The following is a 22,738-nucleotide window of genomic DNA, read 5'->3' on the forward strand; positions in this document are numbered from 1 at the left end:
GGGGGTTGCATCGGGCGCGGCAAGTCGGTTGAGTGCAGATATAGGAGGAATTCCCGATGATCCGACAAATGATGCTGTGCCTGTCCGCTGGAATGCTTGCTTTGCCAACGCTGACGCATGCGGCCCAAATCGAGATTGAAGCTGAAGGCCCGGTGATCGAACTCAGCGTCTATGAAAGCGTCACGGCAGAGCCCGATATCGTGACGATTGGGGCAGGGGTGACAAGCGAAGCGCCCACCGCGGTTGCGGCGCTGCGCGAGAATTCCGCGCAAATGCGAGCGGTAATTGATCGGATAAAGGCGCTGGGCGTTCCGGATGAGGATATTCAGACCACCGGCATCAATCTCAACGCGCAATACGATTATGATCGCACCAACAGGCGGCAGGTTTTCCGAGCCTATCAGGTTTCAAACCGCGTTAGCGTCAAACTGCGAGAAATTGACGAAACGGGCGCTGCGCTCGATGCGCTCGTCACCGCTGGTGCAACGGATTTGTCCGGCCCCACATTTGGTCTCGATGACGACACCTCGGCCAAGGATCAGGCGCGCGGGCGTGCGATCGAGCGGGCGAGAGAGCGCGCAATGGCCTATGCGGCCATGCTCGGATACGAAGAAGCCCGCGTGCTCGAGATCAACGAAACGATCACGGGGCGGGGCGGGATGCAGCGCGCTGCCATGCGCGAGCCTGTTGCTGAAATGGCCGCCGATGAGGTCGCACCGATCCAGCCCGGTCAGGTAAGCACCGGGGTTACAATCACGATCAAGTACGAACTGACTGGCGGCGAGGAGAGCGAAGCCGAGACCGAGGAAGATGGTTGATGAAACTTAACGAGCCTGAATGCGCAACAACGCCAATATTCACTGCTTGTTCAATGCTGCGGCTTTAGGCATGACGCTATTATGACAACTAGGTCATCTCTTCTGGGCGCGGTGGGCGTCGCTTTGCTGCTCGCTGGCTCAGGCTTTGTCTCGGCTGGCCTTGCGGCCGATGATGCGCGGATTGCGCAGGATCAGCAGCGCAGCGACCAAGGCGAAGCGCGCCGTGAAATGCAAGCGGCCAAGCAACTCACGCTGCGAGAGATTGAACGCCGGATCGTGCCCAAAATGCGCGGCAGTGAATATCTCGGCATGTCCAATTTTGACCGGGCCACCAAATCCTATCGCCTGAAATTCATCAAGGATGGACGAGTGACCTACATCGATGTCGATGCACGCACTGGCCGAATTGTGGGCCGTTCGCGGTAGATACTCTGAAAATTCACAGCAAACACTGGGGACAGAGGCTCCCAAGATATGTGCCGCTTGCTTGACGCGCACATTGCAAAAGCCCACGAACCTTTCCAAACTTTCAATGCAAATGGTGGACTATGCGCATCCTGATTGTCGAAGATGAACCAACGCTCGGCCAGCAGCTCAAATCGACGCTGGAACAGACGGGCTATGCCGTTGACCTGTCGACCGATGGCGAAGACGGGCATTTCCTTGGCAGTACAGAGGATTACGATGCCGTTATCCTCGATCTGGGCTTGCCGGAAATCGATGGTCTTTCAGTGCTCGGCATGTGGCGCAAAGAGGGACGCGATTTCCCGGTTCTGGTTCTGACGGCGCGTGACAGCTGGTCTGACAAGGTGGCAGGCCTTGATGCGGGCGCAGATGATTATCTCGCAAAGCCATTCCAGACAGAGGAGCTGATCGCGCGCCTGCGGGCTCTTATCCGCCGCGCTTCTGGCAACACGTCGTCTGAACTGACGGCTGGCAATGTTCGCCTCGACACACGTTCTGGCCGGGTGACGCTGGACGGAGAGCCGGTGAAGCTGACCGCGCAAGAATACAAACTGCTGTCCTATCTGATGCACCACAAGGGCAAGGTTGTCAGTCGGACTGAGTTAATCGAACACATTTATGATCAGGATTTCGACCGCGATTCGAACACGATCGAAGTGTTTGTGACGCGTATTCGCAAAAAACTTGGCGCAGAAGTGATAACAACGATCCGTGGCCTCGGTTACAGCCTCGACGACCCCCAAGACGCTCCCCGAGCGTAAAGGCGCTGGCAACGTGCGAGGGCGGGAGAATGCTCCTGCCAAAGCAGCACATGCCGCGGGCGAAACTGATCGTGCGGGCGGCCCGCAGGCGAATGCCAAACCAAGCCTTGCCCGCCGTATGGGCCTTATCGCAGCAGCCTGGATCATCGTGCTGCTGCTCGGCGGCGGGATCGCTCTTGAACGCACGTTGACCAGCCAAGTCCGCAGCAATTTCGACGAGCAACTCGATTACATCCTGACGGCAATGATTGCGTCAGCGGAAATCGATCCGTTTGGCGAAATCTACTTTGACCGCGTTCTCGGCGATCAGAAGTTCCTGGAGCCCAACAGCGGCCTTTATTACCAGATCAACGGTGATGGATATGAACCGTGGCCATCGCGCAGCCTGTGGGACCGCACTCTCGATATTGAGGGCGTTCCAGATGGTGACGACAGCTTCGACAGCGAAGTCCAATACTACAATTCAAGTGAATTTGAGGGTGAACCTCTTCGCATTGCCAAACGGACTGTGATCCTCCCGGGCAACGAAACGCGATGGACCTTTGCCGTGGCGAGCGCGACAGCTGAAATGGACGCGCAGATAACGCGCGTGCGCCAGATTTTGATTTGGAGTTTTGTCGTGCTTGGACTTGGCCTCTTCATGATGGCGCTATTCCAGATCCGGTACGGCCTATCGCCGCTGCGCCGGGTGAGGGCGGCAATCCAGAAGTTGAGGACGACGGGTGAAAACCGCATCACCGATCCGCTTCCTGCGGAAGTGCAACCGCTTGTCGAAGAAGTGAATGCGCTACTCGAACACACAGAAAACCAGGCAGAAGAAGCGCGAATGCATGCCGGCAATCTCGCCCACGCATTGAAGACGCCCCTTACTGTGTTGACCAATGCCGCAACTGCCCGAGCGCCTGATTTAACCGACGCCGTTTTCCGTGAGACCCGCACAATGCAGCGGCATGTCGATCACCACCTCGCGCGCGCAAGAGCCGTCGGACGCCGCGCTGTCGGCCAATCTCGTACCGAGCTGCGGCCAAGCGCCGAAGCCGTTCGGCGCGCGGTGGAGCGGCTTTATCCGCAGGGCAGGCTCGATATTGCAGGCGGCAAGGAAGCCGTTGTCGCCATTGAACGGCAGGACCTTGATGAAATTCTCGGCAATCTGATTGAAAACGCTGCGAAATATGGCGGCGGGAGCGTCTTTGTGACGCTGGATGCAGATCCCGATGGTGAGATGTGCCTGATCGAAGTTGAGGACGACGGTGTGGGCATTCCACCCGAAAAGCGCAGCGAAATCTTTGATCGCGGTGCACGTCTGGACACCGGCAAACCCGGCACCGGACTTGGCCTCGCGATTGTGCGCGACGTGGTCCAGATTTACGGCGGCGATGTGACGCTGGGGGAAAGCGAAGACCTTGGCGGATTGCTGGTCGAATTGCGCCTCCCGCGCGCCTGATCCTCTTTTTGCGCGCATCTGGCGAAGGGTTTGCAACCTTTGGCCGTTAACACCTCAAGCGATTAAAACGCGACACCGCCCAAGGCAGCAAACAGGGGCTTCTGCGGATAGGGTATGACACAAGGCCTCGCGCCTAGGGATGATCGCCTCAAACACGAGGCTGCGCTCGTCGCGCGCATTGCTGCGCGTGAAGAGGCGGCTCTGCGTGAGGCGATCCAAACCTATGCGCCGCTGCTTCACCGGATTTCATATCGTATGATGGGGGACGCACACGAAGCTGAGGATATCGCGCAGGAAACCATGCTAAGACTTTGGGACAATGCAGAAAAGCTGGCCGCCCGCAATTCGGGCGAGATGAAGCTTGGCGCGTGGCTCAAACGCGTGGCGATAAATCTGACCTATGATCGATTGCGGCTGTTGGGCCGGATGTCGGATGGCGAAATCCCTGACCGCGCGGATGATGAAAAGCTAGCTGATGCGCGGATTGAGGATGATCAGCAGCAGGCGGCTGCGCGTGATCTCATATCGGCTTTGCCCGAAAGGCAACGCGCTGCAATTGTGCTCACCTATTATGAAGAGCTGCCCAATGCGGATGCGGCCCAAGTGCTTGATATGCAATTGAAAGCCTTTGAATCGCTGCTTTTCAGAGCGCGCGCGGCTTTGCGAAAATCCTTCGAGAAGCAGGCTGATGCAGGAGGATCTGTATGAGCGAGCATGATCCCAAGACAGGGCCGATCGATCGCCTCGATCCTGCAGATGCAGCGCTGGCAAAGCTCCTCGATGGCTACAAAGCGCCCGCGCTTTCTGCTGACTTTGCCGACCGAGTGCTGGCTCAGACCGAGGATCGCGCTGCGCCATTGCCGGACATAAGGGAGGCGAGAGGGACACGTTGGCGCAGGGTCCGGCGGCTGGCGATTGGTGCGGGTGCCTTTGGCGCTCTGGCAACCGGCGCTGCAGCAACCGGCCTGTTGGACAATCTGCCGATTGACTTGCCCTCGGGCGAAGAGGTCTGGGCGACTATCACGGGCAATCCAATTCCTACAAGACCTGAACAAACACCAGACGCGGTCACACGCGAGGTCGGATCTGCCGATAAGGAAACCCCCGTTACCATCGAAGGCCCCATCGATACGCCCGAAGAACTCGAAGCAGCCTTCGACCAGATCGACCGAGTGCGCGATGAGCGCCTCGAAAACCGGCGGGGCAGGGTGGACAATCGGATAGACCAGGCGATTGAACGGCGGCGCGAACGTGGCCTGCCCGTGCCGGACGCAGAACAGGAGGCTCGCCTTAAGCAGAGGCTGGAGGAGGCACGCACTCGGCGCGATGAAAGAGTCGATGAACGCATCGGCACTCGCCGCGATGAGCTGCGCGAACGGGCAGAAGATGGCGAGGAGCTTTCCCCTCGAGAAATCCTGCGCGAAGAACGCGGGGCGGCAGGCGGTGAGCGTCTGCGCGAACGGATCGAGGAATTGCGCTCTCTACCCCCCGAAGAACGCCGCCAACGCTTGCGCGAGTTTCGTGAACGGCGCCAGCAAATGCGTGAAAACCGTTTAGGAACCTCTCCATCTGAGCCTTCAACTCAGCCCGCTGATGCAAACGGCGAGGGCGAAGAAAGCCAACCGGAACCTCTTCCAATACCGCCTGAGCAATAAATTTTGCGACAGGCCGCGAAGGGTTTTCGCTCCAGCTCCGTTTGAGTTGCGTCAACGGATGGCGATGGGTGGATCGCCAATGGGTTTAAAGCCCAACCGAACGACCCCGCAAATCAAGTCGATCAAATGCTGGAGAATGAAAAATGAAGAAGTCCATCGCCTTTGCAGCCATCGCTGCCATGACCGCGACAGCTGCCGCAGCGCAGGACCAGACGCGAACCCGCACATTTGAAGGTCCCAATGTCAGCGCTACGAGCACGACCACGACCAACCCAGAGACGGGCACCGCGACGCGCGATCGAACCGCCACAAATCTCAACAATGGAAACACACGCAGCAGTATGGCGACACGCCAGCGGACCGAAACAGGCGCGACCATCGATGTCGCGAAAACGGGACCTCAGGGAAACACTCGCACGCTTTCCGGCGAACGCACCCGGACGCCAAGAGGTTCAACCTTTTCAGGCACTGCGACTGGTCCACAAGGCAATGAGTTTGGCGTCGATAGCCGACGGGTACGCGACGGCCGCGGCAATTCGAGAGCCGGGCAACGCGTGACCAATTCTGCTGGAGAGACGATCGGCACTCGCACTCGGACGACAACTCGCAATCGCGGCGGGACTAACCGTACCGTAACACGGACACGCGGCAACCGAGGCCCGCGCTAATACAGAGATGCAGGGCTGAGCCACTGCCCCATGGCGGCTAAGCCCAGTATGCTGCCGCGCCTATTGTTTGCCCCCTTTGCGCGGATACAAAGAGCCACGGTAGCGAGACGCTGCCGTGGTTTTTTGCGACTCCAAGCAATCAGAAACTGCTACTTATCACGTGCCTGTTCATGGTGCCGGATCACTTCATCAATGATGAAACGCAGGAATTTCTCGGAAAATTCAGGATCCAGATCAGCCGCTTCGGATAATGATCTAAGTCTTGCGATCTGGCGCTTTTCGCGATCGGGATCGGCTGGCGGCAGCGTTACCTTCGCTTTGTATTCACCCACGGCCTGCGTGATGCGAAATCGCTCTGCAAGCATGTGAATGAGAGCGGCATCGATGTTATCAATACTCTTGCGGAAGCCTGCCAGCACGGGGTCATCACCCATGTCATTGGCGGATATGTGCGTTTCATCGGACATCGCTTGCAAGGCTAGCAGCAATTGAGCGCTTGCCAAGCAGGACTTACTCGCCCACATGCGCCTGCATGAGCGCAGATGTCGTTCCTATACCGCGCAAGCAGCCAACGCTTGAACCCATGCTGGCCCTGACAGCCAATGGGATGAATTCGGTCAACACCGTCATTCTTGACAGAATGCAGAGCGAAATCCCGCTCATCCCGCGCCTTGCCGGGCACTTGATATCGGGCGGGGGCAAACGCCTGCGTCCGATGCTGACACTCGCGGGTGCTGAGCTGGTCGGTTATCAGGGAACAAGGCATCATAAACTCGCAGCGGCGGTCGAATTCATTCACACCGCAACTTTGCTTCATGACGATGTGGTCGATGGCAGCGAATTGCGCCGGGGCAAAGCGGCGGCGAATATCATCTTTGGCAATCCGGCAACGGTGCTGGTGGGTGACTTTCTCTTCAGCCGCGCCTTCGAACTAATGACAGAGGATGGAAGCCTCAAGGTTCTCAAAATTCTGAGCCACGCCAGCGCCGTCATTGCCGAAGGTGAGGTCTCGCAGCTAAGTGCGCAGCGCCAGATTGAAACCAGTGAAGAACGCTATTTGCACATCATTGGTGCAAAAACGGCTGCCCTGTTTGCTGCGGCGAGCCAGATCAGCGCGGTTGTTGCTGAATGCAGCGAGGACGAAGAGCGCGCGCTTGAAGATTATGGCCGCAATCTCGGAGTAGCCTTTCAGCTTGTCGATGACGCGATCGACTACGATTCCGATGCAGCCAAGATGGGCAAGGATCAGGGCGACGATTTTCGTGAAGGCAAAATGACGCTGCCCGTTATCCTCGCCAATGCGCGTGGGAATGAGGAGGAGCGCAAGTTCTGGAAAGATGCCATCCTCGGTCATCGGTCGTCTGACGAGGACCTAGCGCACGCGATTGAACTCATCGCAAAGCACAACGCGGTTGAGGACACACGCGAGAAGGCACGCCATTTCGCCCAACGCGCGATTGATGCGATCTCGATCTTCCCCGATAGCAAAGCTCGCGTTGCTATGGCCGAAGCGGCGCAGTTTGCGGTCGCGCGCGGATACTGATCACGCTAATCGGGGCGCGTGAGCCTCGATCTTCCCATAAAAGCCGTTTTGCCAGACATTCGCGAGGCTATGGCCACGCGCGGTGCGGCTGTCCTGATAGCGCCGCCAGGTGCGGGCAAGACGACCGCGATCGCGCCAGAGCTTATCAAAGAAGACTGGTGCACCGGCCAGATCATAGTCACATCGCCCCGCCGAGTTGCAGCTCGCGCCGCAGCTGAGCGGATGGCGGAAATTCTGGGCGAAAAACCCGGAGGCACGGTGGGATACATAACCCGCCTTGACAGCAAAGCTTCGGCGAAAACTCGCATTCTGGTCGTGACGGAGGCGATTCTGGTGAACCGGCTTGTTGATGATGCGGAATTGCCAGGGGTGTCAGCGATCCTTTTCGATGAAGCGCACGAGCGACATCTTGATAGCGATCTGGGACTTGCGCTTGCTCTGGAGACGAGAAGTGTACTGCGCGAGGATTTGCGCATTCTGGTCATGTCGGCGACGATTGATGGCGCGCGTTTCGCCGATTTGTTGGGCGATGAAGCCGCGATAATTGAGAGCGAGGGACGCAGCTTTCCACTTGATATCAAGTGGCTGGCCAGTGAACCAGCGCTTCCTGTCGAAGATCAGGTTGCCAATGCGGTGATGACTGCGTGGCGCAACGAGGATGGCGATATCCTCGCTTTCCTTCCCGGTGTGCGGGAGATTGAGCGAGTAAGGGAGCGGCTGGAAACGAAGCTGCCCAACACTCCAATCTTGCCTTTGCACGGACAGGTCGAACCGGCAGGCCAGCGAGCAGCGATCAAGCGCGACAGCGAAGGCCGTCGCCGGATTGTCCTGGCGAGTGCGATTGCTGAGACCTCCTTAACGCTGGACGGCGTTTCGGTTGTTGTCGATAGCGGCTTTGCGCGTATGGCCGAATATGACCGCGCGGCTGGCACCACGCATCTGGTAACGAAAAGGGCAAGTCAGGCGGCTGCGACCCAAAGGGCAGGGCGCGCGGCGCGGCAGCGACCGGGAGTTGCCTACCGGCTCTGGGAAGAAGGCGGGCACCTGGGCCGCCCTGAGTTTGCGCCGCCCGAGATTGAAACGGCCGATCTGTCCGGACTGCTCTTGACGCTCGCGAAATGGGGGACGAGCGATCCCGCGGCGCTGCCGTGGATTGATCCTCCACCAGAAGCATCCGTTTCAGCAGCTCACAAGATGCTGTATTCGCTCGGAGCTCTCAATGCGGACGGACGGATCACCCCATGGGGTCAAGCGATGGCGCTATTGCCCATGGCTCCCGATCATGCAGCCAACATATTGTTTGGGGCGAAGTACGGTGTCGCCAATGAAGCTGCGCAAACCATTATGCTGCTCCAGGAACGCGGGCTTGGCGGGCGCAGTGTTGATCTGACCGAACGACATTCGCGCTGGATGGGCGACCGATCACGCCGCGCCGAAGAGGCGCGCAAGATTGCGCGGCGCTGGGCCGATTTGGCGGCAAAGCTGACCGAATGCGAGAATGAAGATGAATTCGATAGCAGCTTATGCCTTGCATTTGCTCGCTCTGATTTTGTTGCCAAGCGCCGCGATACAAGTGGGGAAAATTGGCTGACGGTAGGTGGGCGCGGCTTTCAGCTTGATCCAGCATCATCGCTCGCCCGCGCGGAATGGATCGTGATCGGCGATGCGCAGGGACAAGCGAAAGGTGCGCGGATCACAGCAGCAGTGGAACTCGACGCAGTTCAGGTTGAGCAAGCCTTCTCAGACCGCGTGGAGAAAATCCGCCTTGTGCATTGGAATAGCGAGAAAAATCGCGTCGATGCGCGCCTGGAGAACCGCTTGGGTGCTATTACAATTTCGCGCGCGGCGGATCCTGATCAAGACCCGCAGCAGGTTGTGGACCTCCTTGTGGATAAGGCTCTGGAAAATCTTGGGACAATTCTGCCTGATGGTTTTCTGGCGCGGGCCGATTTTGCGGGGATTGAAGCGCTCTCCGAGGGTGCGCTGCGTGACTCTGCTGCATTGTGGCTGAAGCCATTGCTGAGCGAGCGACGCGACCTTGATATACCGGCCCATAGGTTTGCCGAAGCCGTTCTTGCACAGCTCGATTGGGACACTCGTCAGCGGCTTGAAAAAGTAGCGCCCTCTCACTTCACCTCGCCAGCTGATACGCGCCATGCCATTGATTACGCAGGAGACGATGCGCCCAGCGTCGAAGTGCGAGTTCAGGCAGTGTTTGGGCTTGATCAGCATCCCAAAGTTGGCACCACACCTTTGCTCTTGAAGCTGACTTCGCCCGCGGGCCGTCCGATCCAATCAACGCGCGATCTGCCAGGATTCTGGCGCGGTAGTTGGGCGGATGTGGTGCGCGATATGAAAGGTCTCTATCCTAAGCATCGCTGGCCCAAGCAGCCGTGGACTGAAAAACCCAGTCTCAAGACTAAAAACCGATTTGAACGCGGCTAAGTTTTGGGTATTTGGCGTCGCGAAAAGGGATCACAAATAATATGACTGCGATTATCTATCAGACACCCAAAAGCGCGATGCAATCAGGCAAGGCGAAGACAGACACATGGGTGCTCGAATTTGAGCAATCTGAAGCGCGCAGGCCTGATCCGCTCATGGGTTGGACTGGGAGCGGAGACACGCAATCGCAGGTGAAGCTGACCTTTCCGGACAAAGATGCAGCGAAGGCCTATGCCGAAAAGTATGGGATCACGGCGCGTGTTCATGCGACACCGCCGAAGTCACTCAAGATCCAGGCGTACGCCGACAACTTTAAGTGAGTTGAATTCTTCATCGCTTGCCGCCATATGCGCGTTCGGGAGTCGGGTGGACGTTTGCGTTCGCTCACCGGGTCAGGTCCGGAAGGAAGCAGCCCAGGTGAATTGCGGCGGGTCGCTCGGCTCCTTTTTCCTTCAACATCGCGATGACAAACGCGCATCAAGCGCCTAGCTTTAGCGATGATGACTGATTCCGATCCCGATCCACGTAATACCGAAAACGAGAATGCGCCAAGCGCTGCCGAGCTCGAGGCTGCGGGTCAGGATTCAATGTTCGGCGGGTCTGATTTGGGCAACGCAGAACCGCCCGAAACCAAAGTCCTCGAACCGACACCAGAAGTGAAGCCCACACCAACAGCGGACGAGGCAAGCCAACCTTACCGCGTCCTTGCACGCAAATATCGACCTCAGACTTTCTCTCAATTGATCGGCCAAGAGCCGATGGTGCGCACACTGGCTAATGCAATTGAGCGGGATCGGTTGGCGCATGCATTCTTGATGACCGGAGTGAGGGGGGTCGGTAAAACCTCTACGGCGCGCTTGATTGCGAAGGCGCTGAATTGCGTTGGTCCCGATGGTCAGGGCGGGCCGACGATTGATCCCTGCGGACAATGCGAATTCTGCGAAGCTATAGCTGAGGGGCGCCATATCGATGTGATCGAGATGGACGCCGCATCCCACACCGGCGTTGATGATGTTCGCGAAATTATCGAGCAAGTTCGCTACGCGGCCGTTTCAGCGCGCTACAAGATATACATCATTGACGAGGTTCATATGCTGTCTCGCAATGCATTCAATGCGTTGCTCAAGACACTCGAGGAGCCGCCTGCGCATGTGAAATTCCTCTTCGCTACCACTGAAGTCGACAAGCTGCCCGTCACCGTACTCAGCCGAACGCAGCGGTTCGACTTGCGGCGTATTCCAGCCGATTTGCTCGCTAAACACTTCGGTCATGTCTGCGAGCAGGAAGGCGTTGCGGCTGAGCACGAAGCGCTCGCCATTATCGCTGCCGCAGCAGAAGGGTCAGTGCGCGATGGCTTGTCGATCCTCGATCAGGCGATTGCGCACGCTGATCTTGAGGAAGGCGGACAGGTCACCGGCGCACGCGTGCGTGATATGCTGGGGCTGGCGGATAAAAGTGCGCAGCGTGGGCTATTGAACTTCGTGCTGGAAGCAGATGCGCCCGCGCTTCTCAAAGGCATTGATGAGCAATATGCTCTTGGGGTTGAGCCGCTTGCGCTCATGCGCGCGATGATGGACCTGGTGCACCGCGTCACCGTCGCGCAAGTTTCCGGCGGAGAAGCTGACGCTCCGAGTGAGGAAGAACGCAGCGCGCTTGGTGAACTTGCGCAGCGTCTTTCCGCATCACAGCTCCATCGTCTTTGGCAATTGCTGTTGAAGGGTCACGAGGAAGTCCGTCAGGCACCAGACCCTCTGGTTGCTCTACAGATGGCCTTGCTCCGCGTGCTGCATGCTGCAGAAATGCCCGATCCCGGCAAGCTTGCAAAACGCCTTGAGGAATTGGCGAGCAATCCTCTTTCCGCCGCTACTGCAATGCCAAGTGAAGCCGCACCTGCGGTGCAGGCCGCGTCGGGCGCACTCGATTGGGCGGAGCTTGTCGATAATGTCGATAAGGCTGGACAATTGCGCGTCGCCCAGATGATGCGGGATCGGGTGCGAGTGATTGAGCTGGCTGCGGAACGATTGATCTTTGAGCAGGCGGATCAATTCTCTGATGATCCGATCCCTGATATCCGTGACGCTCTGTTCAAGCTCACTGGCAAGCGTTGGCAGGTCGAACGCGGGGAAGGGGTCGCTCAGCCAAGCTTGCGCGAACAGGCCGATGCCGACGCAAAAGCCGCTGAAGAGCGCACGCGCGCGCATCCCCTCGTAAAAGCTGCCCTCGAAGCATTTCCCGATGCCGAACTCATAGACAACGACAACACCGCCGCCTTTGCATCCTCTGCAAGGCGGCGCTGACCCCATAAGCGAAAGGATACGCCCCCATGAAAAGCATGGAAGAAATGATGAAAGCCGCGCAGCAGGCGGCCGAAACGATCCAAAACCAGATGAACGACATGCAGGTCAAACTGGATGCTATCGAAGTCGAAGGCACAGCTGGCGGCGGTCTCGTTACAGTGCGCGCAAGTGCCAAGGGGCGCATTTTGGGCGTTAGCATCGATGACAGCCTGATGGTGAAAGAAGAAAAGAACATCGTCGAAGATCTCGTGACCGCCGCGTTTAACGATGCACGCGACAAGGCTGACAGGGTGTCCGCTGAGCAGATGAAAGAGATGCAAGGCTCCATGGGCCTGCCACCGGGCTTCAATCTGCCGGGAATGGGATAACAGGCAGCGGTGGGTCTGTTTGGTCCAAAACTACCCATTGAGAAGGACGAGTTCGAATGGCTTATGGCGTGCTTTGCCTGGCTCGATCGAGAGATCGGGCAGCGAAGTGGCCCAGATGGTTTTCGCCCGCATTTGATTTTACCCGACGATCCTGAATTGATGGCTGCGACGACCGCTCCGCAGATGTTCGATGTGGTCAAGCGTGCGGCCGGTCTTGAGCAATGGCATTGCCAGTTGGAGAAAGGCGAGGCGCGAAGAGAATTGGTCAATACGGGATTGGATACGGGGCCGTTTTCACAGAATTCGGCTCTCGGCACTTTCAGCGTTGAGGGAAACACTCCCATAATTCGCTATGACCCGGAGCTGCTCCATAAACCCGACGCACTCGTCGCGACCTTCGCGCACGAATTGTCGCATTTGCTGATCCACTCGCTCGGCATGCCACCGGGCGGGCACGAGCTGGAAGAGCATGCGACTGATTGCACGGCTGTATATCTCGGTTTCGGCGTATTCCTCGCAAACAGCGCACGCAACTTCAGCCAGTTCACCGATGGCGCGATGCAGGGGTGGCAGTCGGACACGTCGGGATACCTCTCGGAAAATGCGCTAGTCACTGCGGTTGCCATCTTTGAGAAGCGTTTTTCAGCACCAGCGGGTGCTGAACATCATCTGAAGCCTTACCTAAAGTCGGTCCATCGCAAGGCGCACAGATACCTCGCCAAGAAGCACACTGATTTGGCGTCGGAACTTTCAGAGATGGAGCTGTCTGCTTGGGCGTGACTTGCAGACTTGTTTGCGACCGATCCACAGCCTTCCCAAAGCGCCCCATTGCGCACCACCGGCGCATTACCCATATCTTGTAGGAATTGAGGCGTGATGCGCCTCTTGGGACACAAAATCACGAAATCTGATCTCTTATGACACAAGCTTTTCCTCTTTTGCCTTTGCGCGATATCGTCGTCTTTCCTGGCATGGTTGTGCCGCTTTTTGTGGGGCGCGATAAGTCTGTTGCTGCTCTTGAGGCGGCGATGGAAGCGTCGAAGGATATCTTCCTTCTCGCACAGCTTGATCCTGCTTGCGATGATCCGGGGCAGAACGATCTTTATGATGTGGGTGTGGTTGCTCAGGTACTTCAACTGCTTAAGCTGCCTGATGGAACAGTGCGTGTTCTTGTCGAAGGGACGCACCGTGCCAAGCTCTCTGCCATGGTCCCAGATGACGGGTATGTCACGGCTGCGATCGAGCTGATCGAGCCAGAAACTGTGGCTGGCAACGAAGTCACAGCGCTGATGCGTCAGGTTACGCAGCAATTCGGCGAATACGCCAAACTCAACAAAAAAATGGGCGAAGAAAGCGACATCGATCTTTCCGATGTTGATGATGCTGGCGAATTGGCCGACACGATTGCGGCAGCGTTGAACGCCAAAGTTTCCGACAAGCAATCGCTTCTTACCGAGAGCAGCCCACTAAAACGCCTCGAACTTGTAATGGCGTTCATGGAAGGTGAGCTTTCCGTCCTTCAGGTGGAGCGCAAGATCCGTGGACGCGTGAAGCGTCAGATGGAGAAGACGCAGCGCGAATACTACCTCAACGAGCAGATGAAAGCGATCCAGAGTGAGCTTGGCGGCGGTGATGGGGAGGAAGGCAACGAGATTGCCGAACTGACCGAGAAGATCGAAAAGACGAAGCTTTCGAAGGAAGCCAAGACCAAAGCGAATGCCGAGCTCAAGAAGCTCAAGGGCATGCAGCCGATGAGCGCTGAAGCCACAGTCATCCGCAACTATTTGGATGTGCTGTTGGGGCTGCCGTGGGGCAAGAAGTCGCGGCTCAAAAAGGATATCGGAACAGCGCAGGAAGTGCTTGATGCCGATCACTATGGCTTGGAGAAAGTCAAAGACCGCATTATCGAATACCTCGCGGTGCAGGCGCGGACCAACAAGCTCAAGGGGCCAATCCTGTGCCTTGTGGGCCCTCCGGGTGTGGGCAAGACTTCGCTAGGCAAATCGATCGCCAAGGCGACCGGTCGCGAGTTCGTGCGTCAGTCTCTTGGCGGAGTGCGTGATGAGGCGGAAATCCGCGGTCACAGGCGCACCTATATCGGATCGATGCCTGGCAAGATCGTCAACAATCTGAAGAAAGCGGGCACCAGTAATCCGCTGTTCCTGCTCGATGAAATTGACAAGTTGGGCCAGGATTTCCGTGGCGATCCTGCGTCTGCATTGCTCGAAGTTCTGGACCCAGAGCAAAACGACAAATTTCAGGATCACTACCTCGAACTCGATCTCGACCTGTCAGACATCATGTTCGTCACCACCGCGAACAGCCTCAATCTGCCTCAGCCTCTGCTTGATCGGATGGAGATTATTCGTCTTGAAGGCTACACCGAGGATGAGAAGGTTGAAATCGCCAAGCGTCACCTCTTGCCCAAGCAAGTAAAAGAGCATGGCCTGAAAACAGACGAATTTGAACTGACCGAAGAGGGTCTGCGCGATCTGATCCGCTACTACACTCGTGAGGCAGGCGTTCGTACTCTTGAGCGCGAGATCGCGCGCCTTGCCAGAAAGTCTTTGCGTAAAATCCTTGAGGGCGACGCAATGAGTGTCACCATCACGCCAGAAAATCTCGGCGATTTCGCAGGGGTGCGCAAATTCAAGCATGGCACGTCAGAGGAGGAAGCTCAGATCGGCGCTGTTACGGGCCTTGCTTGGACGAGCGTTGGCGGCGAATTGCTTACCATTGAGAGTGTCACAACTCCCGGGAAAGGCGAGGTCAAAACGACCGGCAAGCTTGGCGAAGTGATGAATGAAAGCGTTGCCGCGGCATTCAGCTTCGTCAAATCACGCGCGCCGGCTTATGGTATCAAGCCGAGCCTGTTTCAGCGTAGAAATGTGCATATCCACCTGCCCGAAGGCGCGGTGCCCAAGGATGGGCCCAGCGCGGGCATTGGCATGGTCACTTCGATTGTTTCCACTCTGGGCGGCATAGCTGTCCGTCCTGATGTGGCGATGACGGGCGAAGTCACCTTACGCGGCCGTGTGCTTGCGATTGGTGGTCTCAAGGAAAAGCTGCTCGCAGCCCTTCGCGGCGGCATTAAAACGGTGCTCATCCCCGAAGAGAACGTCAAAGATTTGGCTGAAATCCCTGACAATGTGAAAGAGGGGTTGGAAATCATTCCCGTCAGCCATGTTGACCAGGTGCTCGAACAGGCTCTGGTTGAAACGCCCGCGCCAATCGAATGGAGCGAAGCAGATGACTTGGCATCGCAGCCGGGTGGATCAAGCAGCACTCCCGGATCGCCAGGAACTGACGTCCCGACAGCCCATTGATCGGCCGAAGTGCTGGCAGTTCGGCTTAAATATTGCAAATTTCCTGAAAAAGGGCGCTTTTCCTAGCGAAATGCCTTTGACAGCCTAAGAAAAACCCGCTCAATCTTCGCGCTTTCGAGGATGCGATTCCTCGAACACGAATTTGATCCAAGACCTTTGATAAGATTGAGGGGGTTCCCAATATGAATAAGAATGATCTGATCAGTGCAGTTGCCGATACCAGTGGCCTGTCGAAAAATGATGCATCGAACGCTGTTGAAGGTGTTTTTGAATCTATCACGACGGCACTGTCCAAAGGCGATGAAGTGCGACTGGTTGGGTTTGGGACATTTTCAGTTGCCAAGCGTAAAGCTTCGACGGGGCGTAACCCGCGCACTGGCGAGCCGATGAACATTCCGGCATCGAACCAGCCCAAGTTCAAAGCAGGTAAGGGCCTAAAAGACGCGGTCAATTAATCACGTCCAATAGCGGCGCCTGAAATGGCGCATCATGGGATTCGAAAAACCCCGCCGATCGAGTGATCGGCGGGGTTTCTCTTTGCGGTTTATGTCGCCCTTTTGGAGCAGGATTGGTTCACATCGCAATGAGCGCTGTTGGCGCAGCCTCAGTTCGCGAATTGATTTGCCAAGTCAGGCGCTTCCTGCCGTTTTCAGTTGCGGGACCCTCATCGGTGTTGTTGGCGCGGATATCGCCGGTCGTCACAATTGAGAAAGTGCCTTCGATTTCTGGCAAGTTGAGTTCGTCTTTTTGCGATGAGCTTCCCCCGAACATGCCGCCGCCCATCATCAATGGTGCGAGTTGTCCACCACCCGCAGCAGGCGTGAGGCCTGGCGCGTTTATCCGCACTACGTTCCCATCTCTCACAATTGCTTGAACGAACGGCGAAGATGTTGGGAAACCTTCGAACATCGGAAACATGAAATCATGCTGCAGGGTGCTGGTGATCGAATAGCTGACGTCAAACATCCCATCGCCCTTGGCTTCGACCCGGTCAAAACCCTTTTGACGCAAAAGCATAGCTGCCAGCTCTTTTTCTGCCTCAGGATCTGTCACATCAACGCCACCAAACATTTGTGACATTTGCTCGGCTTCTTTGCGATCCTTTTCAATGCGTCTCTGCTGGCGTTCTTCCCATTGCTGGCGTTGTTCTGCTTCTTCTTCAGGCGTACATTCCCGATCGCCAGAATAGACAGCATCTTCGGCAGCTTCTGCTGCAGCATCAGCAGCGTCCATCGCGTCTTGTGCGGTCATCTCTTCGGTGGCTGCTTCCTGCTCTTCCGCGTCCTCCGGCAAGGGGCCATAGCAATAGGCTTGGAATTCCCCCGCTGAACTGCGCTTGCTCTCTTCAGCGAGCTTAGCAAGACCGACGAAATGGATTTCACCTTCATAGGTGAATGTGAAGGCGTCATCTTCGAGCAGCATCAGCTCCGAGGTAAACTTGCCCGGTTGGATCAGACAGCCTGAAAGCATGAGTGAACATCCGGCCAGAACGGCAGCGGCTTTCACTTTCATGGACGAAAACATAGTCATTGTCAGTTTCCCCTTATGAACGTGTTGAGGTCGCATATAGCGCGATAGCTGTGGCATTGGATACGTTAAGACTTTCAATCGCCGACGAAATGGGAAGCCGTGCCAGCGCATCGCAATGCTGCGAGATATTGTGCCGCATTCCGGGGCCTTCAGCACCCATTACGAGGGCGACTGGCCCCACTGGCAATGCGTCGGCTAATGTGGCTTCTGCTTCGCCGGCCAGGCCGATCCGCCAATAGCCAGCCTCTGCCAATTCATCCATGGCGCGTGCCAGATTGACGACGCGCACCCAAGGCACCGTCTCAAGCGCGCCTGATGCTGACTTTGCGAGGACGCCGCTTTCGGGCGGGGCGTGTCGATCCTGTGTGACGATGCAGGCGGCATTGAAAGCTGCGGCAGAACGCAGGATCGCACCAACATTATGCGGATCTGTCACCTGATCGAGCAGGATAACAGGGCGCGACGGGTCGCCCGTTGCAACCTCGTCAAGGAAAGTGCCGTCAAGCGGCTCACATTCGAGGACGAGGCCCTGATGCGGCGCATCTTTGGCGACTAGGCGAGCAAGATCTGTGACCTCGGCGTATTCGATCGGGAAATCCTGCGGCAACTCGCCATCGAGGCTTTCGATGCCTTCCCTAGTTGCCCAAAGCTTACGGTGTTTACGATTAGGATTTTTGAGTGCAGCCTCAACGGGATGGCGGCCCCACAATCGCACATGGCTAGATGTGGCACGCCCTGATCCGCGGCCGCCTTTCATTCGTCCAGCACGGCCGCGAAGCGCGCGCTTTTTTTCACCTTTCGCCATTGCAGTCTTCCATAATTGACACTCTTGGCGGTTCCCTGCCAGCACCCCCATTGACAGGCAAGGCTCGCTTCGCCAAAGCGCACGCCTCGGCAGCGAAGCCCCATGGGCTGCGCGCTTATTGTTGGGTGCTTTCATGCACTCTTCAGATGCCCGATGTGGACAGGTGGCCGAGTGGTTAAAGGCAGCAGACTGTAAATCTGCCCGCGCAAGCGTACGCTGGTTCGAATCCAGCCCTGTCCACCACGGGAATTTGCACAGCAGGTCAACTGCAGAACAATCTTCCAAGTTTAGGAAATTTTGCTGTCCTGTTCGGTTAGGCAGAGGCGCGCTTCGTAGGTGTTTCGTCAACTAGCATGGCCGCAAAATCGTCCCATGCCATCGGCTTACCGATATTCCATCCTTGCAGATAATCGCAGCCAAGATCAGCCAAAGCTTCAAGCGTTTCGGCATCCTCGACGCCTTCTGCCACGACTTCGAAAGACAGTGCATGAGCGAGCTCAATTGTCGAGCTAACCATCACGCGGTTCGCCTGATTGGTCATGAGGTCGCTGACAAAGCTTTGGTCGAGTTTGATCTCGTTGGCAGGGAAATCCTTGAGGTAATTGAGTGTCGCATGACCGGTGCCATAATCATCGACGGAGATCCGAGCGCCTGCATCGCGCAGATTCGCCAGTGCTTTCTGTGCAACTTGAGGATCGTCTAGAGGAGCGCTTTCGGTAACTTCCAGCGTGATCGGAGTGCCCGGTAGATCTGCGATCTTGGCGAGACGATCCGCAATCTGATCGACGAAAGTCTGGTCGGACAGCAATTGTGCGGAGACATTGACCGCCAGGTTAAGCGCTTGCCCTAGCGATGCGGCCAACCGCGTCCGCTCAATCGCTTCATCCAGCACGAATAGGGTCAACCGATCAATCGAGTCTTTCGCTTCAAGCAGAGGAATGAACTCACTAGGCGAAATCTGACCAAGAGATGGACTATGCCAGCGCACAAGACATTCAGCGCTGGTGATTTGACGGGATGGCAGTTTAAGTTTTGGTTGAAAAACAACGTAGATCGCACCCGTTTCAAGCGCCTCATCAAGCTCAGTCAGGATAGCCTGCTCGTACTGCGATTCTTCCGTCATGGAATTGGCAGCCGAAGACCAGCGCAGGTGCCGCCTTCGGGCAAAATCACTAGCCCGCACCGCATCAGAAACGGTGTCTTTCGACACGCCGAAAGATGGCACTGCGCGCAATTGCCTTCCCGATAGCTCAATCGGCGCGTTGAACAGCGAGTAAGCGGACGAGAAATAGCCGTCGAGATCGTCGTCGCGATCCGCCGGGATAAGCCACCCGAAAACGCCGTACTCGATCCTATAAATCCTCTCGCTTTTGGCGAGCAGTTGAAGACGGCGAGCGATAGCTTGATCGAGTTGGCCTGCCGCGTCACCAGCAGTGACAGCATCCAATTGATCGAAATCGGCAATCCTGACAGTGCCGATTGCAAGCTTTGGATTTCGGCGTTGCGCCGCTTCTAACGCGCGCCGGTTTTTGAGGCCCGATGCGAGATCAGTAAAGCGAGCTGCGGAGAGGTTCTGCAAGAGCTGGATCAGCCGTTGCGCAATGGCGAAAGTTACGCCGAATATGAGTGCACTCGAAAGCTGCAGATAGGGCAGATGCACGGCATCGGCTGCCAAAGCAGTTACTCCAACGATACCGGCTGATCCGAACAAGACTAACAAGGTGTACCGTCGAAGCGTTGGACTGATGAGCGTTGCCAGCACCAGCAATGCTGCGAGAACCAGAAAGAAAACCTGATTGACGTCTGAGCGCGCACGGTCCTGTATTAGCGTTTCCGCAGCCTGAGCTTGAACCACGACGCCTGGCTGCACACCGTATAGCGAAGTGGGATAACGATCACCCAGTTCAATCGCAGTGGCCCCAATCATGACCCGTTTTCCGCGCACCTTTGCTGCTGGAATGGTGCCATCGAGCAAGTCGACAAAGGAAATCCGGTCGAATGATGCAGGCGAAATGGCCTGATCAACTCGGAATGTGTCTGTGATATCGCCTGCAGTGCCTGAAATCATGCTGGCAAGCGAGGGGCGAGGGACATTTTGTGTGACCGTGCCGAATCCGTAGTGTGTGATTTGGCCGTTCGCGTCGGGAAGGACATTCACTGAGGCAAGAAAAGCATGTTCGCGCAGCTCTGGTATTGGCAAAGCCTCAGACACCACCTGATCATCGCTGGCACCGTTCACCTGACGAAATGTCGGAAGAACGATTGACGCTTCGGCTTCGGCTAAAGCTTTTGCGAAAATCCCGTCCTGTTCAGGCGTTGACTGCGCAGAAAATTCGATATCGAACGCAATCTGTTTTGCGCCAAGACAATCCAGCTCAGCGACTGCCTTTGCATAGGTTTCGCGCGGCCATGGCCATGTGGCCACGTCTTGAAGCGAGCGGCCATCCACTTCGACAATGACTATATCGCTATCAGTGGGGGCAGCGCGCATCGTGTCTCGCGCGTGGCGCATGTCCGCTTCAAAAATGTCAGAAAGGCCGCTGTAAAGCCCCGCGATCGCAACAAGGATCGCGATCACAAACGCCGCGAGCGATGCTTGCATTTCTTGCGAAAGAGAGGGCAATTTCCTCTTCAGCACAATCTGGGTTTCTCCTCTGACAGCGCAAAATGAACGCTGCGGGAGTGCAATTATCGTGAAATGATTGAGATCGTGTTGCTTTGTGTCTGTACTAGCTCGTTGGGGAACTTGCTAACCAAGTCTAGTTGGCGTTGCCGCGTCCACGACCGCGACCTCGGCCTTGATTGCTGCCATAGACTTCATCTTCGTCAAATTCAGTGTATTCGTCGTCACCGTTTCCGAGACCGAGGCCCAATCCGAGCCCATTCCCGTTGCCTAGCCCGAGGCCGCGGCCATTGCCCGGTCCATTGCGATCTTCACCTTCATCGTCAGGGGCGGATTGATCGTCACCGTTTCCTAGACCCAAACCAAGAGCAAGACCGTTTCCGTTGCCATTACCTAATCCAAGACCCAAACCATTTCCGGGCCCATTGCCGACTTCGTTTTCTTCGTCATCATCGGCATCTTCGTCATCTGAGTCTTCATCGTCTTCGTCGTACTCGTCTTCGTCGCGATCATCATCATCTTCGTAGTCATCGTCGTCATCGTCATCATCGTCGTCGTCGCCATCTTCGGTGTCGTCGTCGTCATTTCCGAGACCGTTTCCGTTTCCTAGGTCAACGCCTTGACCCGAGCCGTCTTCATCTTCCTCAGCATCTTCGTCGCTGTCATCATCTTCGCGATTGTCGTCGTTGTAGTCATCATCGCTGTCTTCTGCATTATCGTCTGAAGACTCGTCATCTTCGATTTCTTGCTCCACGCCTTCATCGTCGTCTTCGTCCTGGCTCTTAGCGTCGTCTTTGTCCGCTTCCTCGCCATCATCGAAATCATCCTTTGGATCGACCTCGACATCTTCGTCATCACCATCGTCTTCTTGTTCCCCGACAAGCAGATCATCGGGTTCTTCTGCGGCCTCTATCGCGGGATCCTGTACAAAGTCAGTTTCGAGATCTTGCGCACCGTCTTCCTCTTGCCCGCCGCTCGCAACAAAGCCACCATCAGTCACGACATCATCGCGATATTCGGGGACAGCGAAGGCGAGATCCACATTTGAGCCGCTAGTTTCCTCAGCTCCAGATGAGCCGTTACCTCGAGAAGACTGGTCAGAATTTGAACCGCGACCTTCAGAAACTGAAACATCCACATCAGACCCATTGCCGATCTGGCTAAGGCTTCCGACCAGGTTTGGGTTTCCTCGCGTGATAATCTGATCGCGATTGACGTTGGCGTTGTCGCTTACGATCACCACCAAATCTTCCACTCGGCCCGCTTCTACGACGCCTACAATGCCTGGGGTCAGCAACGCAGCCTCAAGATCGTCGGCCGTGATAACTTCAACTGCACCTTCGGTTACTTGAACGCTTGTCCCTTCTTCAGAAACAGATACGTTAAACGTGGTGCCCTTCACGACAGCAGCCATGTAGGGAGTTTCAACGCCGAAGTGTGGCTTGCTCTTCTTCTCAATCTTGAACAGCGCGTTTCCAAGATACTGGAATATCTGCGTCACCGGACCAGCTTTTTCAGGCTCAGCAATCTTGAGCTTCGCTTTTGGAGAGACGACAACATATTCGCTGCCACGCACAAGCACCGCGCGGCTTTTCGATGCAGTCTGCACCAGGTCGCCTTCGTCAAGTCGAGCGCCCTTCTTGCCTGCCATAGTTTTGCCATCGCGAGTGATGACAACACTGCCGCTGGCCTCGGAGATGACCCAACCAGATGTCGCGGCCATCGCGCTGGTGGTCGAAAGGAGGGCCGCAACTGCGGTGGTTTTGAAAGCAAGCTTAATCATTGTCGGTCCAAAATTGGATTTCAGTCAGCTTGCGCTTAGGAGGACCTGCTTCAAGAGCTTGTTAAGCCCGATAGTAAAAATTGGCTTACTGCCGCTTCCTGTAAGCATTTCTTAGTGTGATCTGATCTAGGCGCTGCCTCTATTTTTGGAGGTAAGCCGTGCAATTCTTGAAAGCGAAAGGGATTGGAGCAGTGTTGCTCTGGGCGG

The 22,738-nt window shown here is 56.4% G+C and carries 20 protein-coding genes, 1 tRNA gene and 1 other RNA gene; 17 read left to right on the forward strand and 5 right to left on the reverse strand.

Annotated elements, in window-relative coordinates:
* Positions 1–56 precede the first annotated feature (56 nt).
* The 7 genes from AUC45_RS00185 to AUC45_RS00215 all read left to right on the forward strand — a co-directional run bounded on the left by AUC45_RS00185 (position 57) and on the right by AUC45_RS00215 (position 5,811).
* Positions 57–818 carry an SIMPL domain-containing protein gene (locus AUC45_RS00185; RefSeq protein WP_067596695.1) on the forward strand — a complete coding sequence of 254 codons (762 nt, stop codon included), beginning with the start codon at positions 57–59 and terminating at the stop codon, positions 816–818.
* An 81-nt stretch (positions 819–899) separates the two neighbouring features.
* Entirely contained in the window at positions 900–1,244 is a 345-nt protein-coding gene (locus AUC45_RS00190; RefSeq protein WP_082700887.1) for a PepSY domain-containing protein, read from the forward strand.
* 122 nt (positions 1,245–1,366) lie between these two features.
* Positions 1,367–2,044 carry a response regulator transcription factor gene (locus AUC45_RS00195; RefSeq protein WP_067596697.1) on the forward strand — a complete coding sequence of 226 codons (678 nt, stop codon included), beginning with the start codon at positions 1,367–1,369 and terminating at the stop codon, positions 2,042–2,044.
* 118 nt (positions 2,045–2,162) lie between these two features.
* Positions 2,163–3,488 (forward strand): HAMP domain-containing sensor histidine kinase, encoded by a 1,326-nt coding sequence (locus AUC45_RS00200; protein WP_082700952.1) that lies wholly within the window; start codon positions 2,163–2,165, stop codon positions 3,486–3,488.
* A 114-nt stretch (positions 3,489–3,602) separates the two neighbouring features.
* Positions 3,603–4,196, forward strand: coding sequence for a sigma-70 family RNA polymerase sigma factor (locus tag AUC45_RS00205; RefSeq protein ID WP_067596702.1), 594 nt, complete (start codon positions 3,603–3,605; stop codon positions 4,194–4,196).
* Complete coding sequence (locus tag AUC45_RS00210; protein WP_067596704.1) at positions 4,193–5,143, forward strand: hypothetical protein; 951 nt, start codon at positions 4,193–4,195, stop codon at positions 5,141–5,143. The genes AUC45_RS00205 and AUC45_RS00210 overlap by 4 nt, the downstream gene beginning before the upstream one ends.
* Positions 5,144–5,286: 143 nt before the next feature.
* Positions 5,287–5,811: a hypothetical protein gene (locus AUC45_RS00215; protein WP_156423698.1), complete on the forward strand. Its 525-nt coding sequence runs from the start codon at positions 5,287–5,289 to the stop codon at positions 5,809–5,811.
* Between the two features lie 149 nt (positions 5,812–5,960).
* Here the strand turns inward: AUC45_RS00215 and AUC45_RS00220 are convergent, their stop codons facing one another.
* Positions 5,961–6,245, reverse strand: coding sequence for a chorismate mutase (locus AUC45_RS00220; protein WP_067598787.1), 285 nt, complete (start codon positions 6,243–6,245; stop codon positions 5,961–5,963).
* 98 nt (positions 6,246–6,343) lie between these two features.
* On the opposite strand from AUC45_RS00220, the gene AUC45_RS00225 reads away from it, so the two are divergent.
* The 9 genes from AUC45_RS00225 to AUC45_RS00265 all read left to right on the forward strand — a co-directional run bounded on the left by AUC45_RS00225 (position 6,344) and on the right by AUC45_RS00265 (position 16,245).
* Positions 6,344–7,354 (forward strand): polyprenyl synthetase family protein, encoded by a 1,011-nt coding sequence (locus tag AUC45_RS00225; protein WP_067596708.1) that lies wholly within the window; start codon positions 6,344–6,346, stop codon positions 7,352–7,354.
* Between the two features lie 18 nt (positions 7,355–7,372).
* The gene (gene hrpB / locus AUC45_RS00230; RefSeq protein WP_082700888.1) at positions 7,373–9,799 is read left to right on the forward strand and encodes an ATP-dependent helicase HrpB; all 2,427 of its coding nucleotides are present in this window, start codon (positions 7,373–7,375) and stop codon (positions 9,797–9,799) included.
* A 41-nt stretch (positions 9,800–9,840) separates the two neighbouring features.
* Positions 9,841–10,119: an ETC complex I subunit gene (locus AUC45_RS00235; protein ID WP_067596712.1), complete on the forward strand. Its 279-nt coding sequence runs from the start codon at positions 9,841–9,843 to the stop codon at positions 10,117–10,119.
* Between the two features lie 35 nt (positions 10,120–10,154).
* An RNA gene (ffs, locus tag AUC45_RS00240) (signal recognition particle sRNA small type) lies at positions 10,155–10,249 on the forward strand.
* A gap of 50 nt (positions 10,250–10,299) precedes the next feature.
* Positions 10,300–12,096, forward strand: coding sequence for a DNA polymerase III subunit gamma/tau (locus AUC45_RS00245; protein ID WP_067598790.1), 1,797 nt, complete (start codon positions 10,300–10,302; stop codon positions 12,094–12,096).
* Positions 12,097–12,122: 26 nt separating this feature from the next.
* Entirely contained in the window at positions 12,123–12,464 is a 342-nt protein-coding gene (locus AUC45_RS00250) for a YbaB/EbfC family nucleoid-associated protein (protein ID WP_067596714.1), read from the forward strand.
* 9 nt (positions 12,465–12,473) lie between these two features.
* Positions 12,474–13,244, forward strand: a complete 771-nt coding sequence (locus AUC45_RS00255; protein WP_156423699.1) for a hypothetical protein — start codon at positions 12,474–12,476, stop codon at positions 13,242–13,244.
* 137 nt (positions 13,245–13,381) lie between these two features.
* The gene (lon, locus tag AUC45_RS00260) at positions 13,382–15,790 is read left to right on the forward strand and encodes an endopeptidase La (RefSeq protein WP_067596718.1); all 2,409 of its coding nucleotides are present in this window, start codon (positions 13,382–13,384) and stop codon (positions 15,788–15,790) included.
* A gap of 182 nt (positions 15,791–15,972) precedes the next feature.
* Positions 15,973–16,245, forward strand: a complete 273-nt coding sequence (locus AUC45_RS00265) for an HU family DNA-binding protein (protein WP_067596720.1) — start codon at positions 15,973–15,975, stop codon at positions 16,243–16,245.
* 118 nt (positions 16,246–16,363) lie between these two features.
* Here the strand turns inward: AUC45_RS00265 and AUC45_RS00270 are convergent, their stop codons facing one another.
* Positions 16,364–17,320, reverse strand: coding sequence for a hypothetical protein (locus AUC45_RS00270; RefSeq protein ID WP_082700889.1), 957 nt, complete (start codon positions 17,318–17,320; stop codon positions 16,364–16,366).
* 13 nt (positions 17,321–17,333) lie between these two features.
* Positions 17,334–18,125, reverse strand: a complete 792-nt coding sequence (rlmB, locus tag AUC45_RS00275) for a 23S rRNA (guanosine(2251)-2'-O)-methyltransferase RlmB (protein ID WP_067596724.1) — start codon at positions 18,123–18,125, stop codon at positions 17,334–17,336.
* A gap of 157 nt (positions 18,126–18,282) precedes the next feature.
* Between rlmB and AUC45_RS00280 the strand changes: the two genes are divergently transcribed.
* A tRNA-Tyr gene (locus AUC45_RS00280) sits at positions 18,283–18,368 on the forward strand.
* 70 nt (positions 18,369–18,438) lie between these two features.
* On the opposite strand, the gene AUC45_RS00285 is transcribed toward AUC45_RS00280, so the two are convergent.
* Entirely contained in the window at positions 18,439–20,727 is a 2,289-nt protein-coding gene (locus AUC45_RS00285; protein ID WP_067596726.1) for an EAL domain-containing protein, read from the reverse strand.
* 157 nt (positions 20,728–20,884) lie between these two features.
* On the reverse strand, positions 20,885–22,531 hold the full coding sequence (locus AUC45_RS00290) for a FecR family protein (protein WP_067596728.1): 1,647 nt from the start codon (positions 22,529–22,531) through the stop codon (positions 20,885–20,887).
* Positions 22,532–22,738: the final 207 nt, after the last annotated feature.

The organism is Erythrobacter sp. YT30 (assembly GCF_001542875.1).
In the GTDB taxonomy this organism is placed as follows: domain Bacteria; phylum Pseudomonadota; class Alphaproteobacteria; order Sphingomonadales; family Sphingomonadaceae; genus Erythrobacter.

What these genes read in the sequence shown, in the direction of transcription:
- AUC45_RS00270 (WP_082700889.1), bottom strand. Translation starts at nt 17,320, where the DNA reads ATGACTATGTTTTCGTCCATGAAAGTGAAAGCCGCTGCCGTTCTGGCC.
- AUC45_RS00190 (WP_082700887.1), top strand. Translation starts at nt 900, where the DNA reads ATGACAACTAGGTCATCTCTTCTGGGCGCGGTGGGCGTCGCTTTGCTG.
- AUC45_RS00220 (WP_067598787.1), bottom strand. Translation starts at nt 6,245, where the DNA reads ATGGGTGATGACCCCGTGCTGGCAGGCTTCCGCAAGAGTATTGATAAC.
- AUC45_RS00265 (WP_067596720.1), top strand. Translation starts at nt 15,973, where the DNA reads ATGAATAAGAATGATCTGATCAGTGCAGTTGCCGATACCAGTGGCCTG.
- AUC45_RS00225 (WP_067596708.1), top strand. Translation starts at nt 6,344, where the DNA reads ATGAGCGCAGATGTCGTTCCTATACCGCGCAAGCAGCCAACGCTTGAA.
- AUC45_RS00290 (WP_067596728.1), bottom strand. Translation starts at nt 22,531, where the DNA reads ATGATTAAGCTTGCTTTCAAAACCACCGCAGTTGCGGCCCTCCTTTCG.
- AUC45_RS00285 (WP_067596726.1), bottom strand. Translation starts at nt 20,727, where the DNA reads ATGCAAGCATCGCTCGCGGCGTTTGTGATCGCGATCCTTGTTGCGATC.
- AUC45_RS00215 (WP_156423698.1), top strand. Translation starts at nt 5,287, where the DNA reads ATGAAGAAGTCCATCGCCTTTGCAGCCATCGCTGCCATGACCGCGACA.
- rlmB (WP_067596724.1), bottom strand. Translation starts at nt 18,125, where the DNA reads ATGGCGAAAGGTGAAAAAAAGCGCGCGCTTCGCGGCCGTGCTGGACGA.
- AUC45_RS00200 (WP_082700952.1), top strand. Translation starts at nt 2,163, where the DNA reads ATGGGCCTTATCGCAGCAGCCTGGATCATCGTGCTGCTGCTCGGCGGC.
- AUC45_RS00205 (WP_067596702.1), top strand. Translation starts at nt 3,603, where the DNA reads ATGACACAAGGCCTCGCGCCTAGGGATGATCGCCTCAAACACGAGGCT.
- AUC45_RS00245 (WP_067598790.1), top strand. Translation starts at nt 10,300, where the DNA reads ATGACTGATTCCGATCCCGATCCACGTAATACCGAAAACGAGAATGCG.
- lon (WP_067596718.1), top strand. Translation starts at nt 13,382, where the DNA reads ATGACACAAGCTTTTCCTCTTTTGCCTTTGCGCGATATCGTCGTCTTT.
- AUC45_RS00195 (WP_067596697.1), top strand. Translation starts at nt 1,367, where the DNA reads ATGCGCATCCTGATTGTCGAAGATGAACCAACGCTCGGCCAGCAGCTC.
- AUC45_RS00250 (WP_067596714.1), top strand. Translation starts at nt 12,123, where the DNA reads ATGAAAAGCATGGAAGAAATGATGAAAGCCGCGCAGCAGGCGGCCGAA.
- AUC45_RS00185 (WP_067596695.1), top strand. Translation starts at nt 57, where the DNA reads ATGATCCGACAAATGATGCTGTGCCTGTCCGCTGGAATGCTTGCTTTG.
- AUC45_RS00210 (WP_067596704.1), top strand. Translation starts at nt 4,193, where the DNA reads ATGAGCGAGCATGATCCCAAGACAGGGCCGATCGATCGCCTCGATCCT.
- AUC45_RS00235 (WP_067596712.1), top strand. Translation starts at nt 9,841, where the DNA reads ATGACTGCGATTATCTATCAGACACCCAAAAGCGCGATGCAATCAGGC.